We start from the raw sequence: 1,397 nt of genomic DNA, 5'->3' as shown, positions 1-1,397 counted from the left end.
AAAAGCAGATCAAGATCAAGAGCGGCTCGCTTCGCATCGTGGTTACGGTTGGGCGCTGCTGAGTTGTGTAGATACCTATGCTCATCGGGGGCAACACCGCTATTCACTTGCCTTCACTCCCCATCCCCCTGAAGCTATACCCATTCAGGAGCCCCCAATGAACCTCGAACACTTCACCGAACGCTTGCACCGCATCCGCGATACCAACGACTGGAAGCAATTCCACAGCCCGAAAAACCTGGCCATGGCCGCCAGTGTGGAAATGGCCGAGCTGGTCGAGATTTTCCAATGGCTGACCGAAGACCAGTCGCGCCAATTGCCGGCCGATAAGCTCGCTCATGCCGGCCAGGAAGTCGGCGATATCGTGCTGTACCTGCTATTGCTGTGCAGTGAGCTGGGCCTGGACATGAACGAAGTGGTGCGCGCCAAGCTGGCCGACAGCGAACGGCGGTTTGCCCATGAGTGATCGACATTTCGACCAGCTGGCCACGCGCTTCGCCGAGAAAATCTATGGCGGTGCCAAGGGTGCGATCCGCCTGGCGGTGTTGCAGGCCGATCTCGCCGAGGCGTTGCCGGATCGCCCGTTGCGCGTGCTGGATATCGGCGCGGGGTTGGGGCATATGTCGTTGTGGCTGGCCGAGCGTGGCCATCAGGTGACCCTGGCCGAGCCTGCCGCGCCCATGCTCGACGGCGCGCGCCAGCGTTTTGCCGATGCCGGGCAGAGCGCCACGTTCATCCAGGCGCCCTGGCAAGACTTGCTCGGCCAGCTCACCGAGCCCTACGATCTGGTGCTGTGCCACGCCGTGCTGGAATGGCTGGCCGAGCCCCATGCGATCCTGCCGGTGCTGCATCAATTGACGCTGCCCGGCGGTTGGTTGTCCCTGGCGTTCTATAACCGCGATGCGCTGATCTACCGCAACCTGCTCAAGGGCCACTTTCGCAAGATGCGCAGGAACGATATGGCCGGCGAAAAGCAGAGCCTCACGCCGCAACAGCCACTGGACCCAAGGGAATTGGCGGCGCAACTCGAAGGGCTGTGGCAGGTCGAAAGCCAAAGTGGCGTGCGCGTGTTCCATGACTATATGCCGGTGGAATTCCAGGCGCGCGCCGAGCTGCAGGATCTGTTGGAGATGGAGCTCGCTCACCGTCGTCACCCAAGCTTTGCCGGACTTGGGCGTTATTTGCACTGGGTGTGCCGTCCGGTTTAAGCAGCCCAGTCTGCGGAGGTCGAAATGCGTCGTCTCTGTTTGATCCTGTTGTCCCTTGGGCTGGGCGCCTGCTCCAGCCCTAACCCCTACGTGGCCGCGTCGGCGCCAATGCCGCCGGCCCCGGCCCAGGCGGCCACCACCTTTGATGCCAGCGCTTACCCGGCGCCGGTGCGCGACTATGGCGCCTAC

Annotated in this window: 2 protein-coding genes and 1 pseudogene; all 3 read left to right on the top strand. The window is 62.6% G+C overall.

What is annotated here, in order from left to right; translation table 11 throughout:
• The first annotated feature begins 157 nt into the window (after nucleotides 1–157).
• The gene (locus BFP96_RS00250; protein WP_065935357.1) at nucleotides 158–466 is read left to right on the top strand and encodes a MazG-like family protein; all 309 of its coding nucleotides are present in this window, start codon (nucleotides 158–160) and stop codon (nucleotides 464–466) included.
• On the top strand, nucleotides 459–1,208 hold the full coding sequence (locus tag BFP96_RS00245; RefSeq protein ID WP_065894663.1) for a methyltransferase: 750 nt from the start codon (nucleotides 459–461) through the stop codon (nucleotides 1,206–1,208). The genes BFP96_RS00250 and BFP96_RS00245 overlap by 8 nt, the downstream gene beginning before the upstream one ends.
• Before the next feature lie 24 nt (nucleotides 1,209–1,232).
• A pseudogene (locus tag BFP96_RS29890) lies at nucleotides 1,233–1,397 on the top strand (DUF4136 domain-containing protein); the annotation flags it as partial.

The organism is Pseudomonas sp. 34 E 7, from assembly GCF_900005715.1.
GTDB classification, from domain to species: Bacteria; Pseudomonadota; Gammaproteobacteria; order Pseudomonadales; family Pseudomonadaceae; genus Aquipseudomonas; species Aquipseudomonas orientalis_A.
The sequence above is the reverse complement of the archived record's forward strand: the minus strand, read 5'-3'. Positions and strand labels throughout refer to the sequence as shown.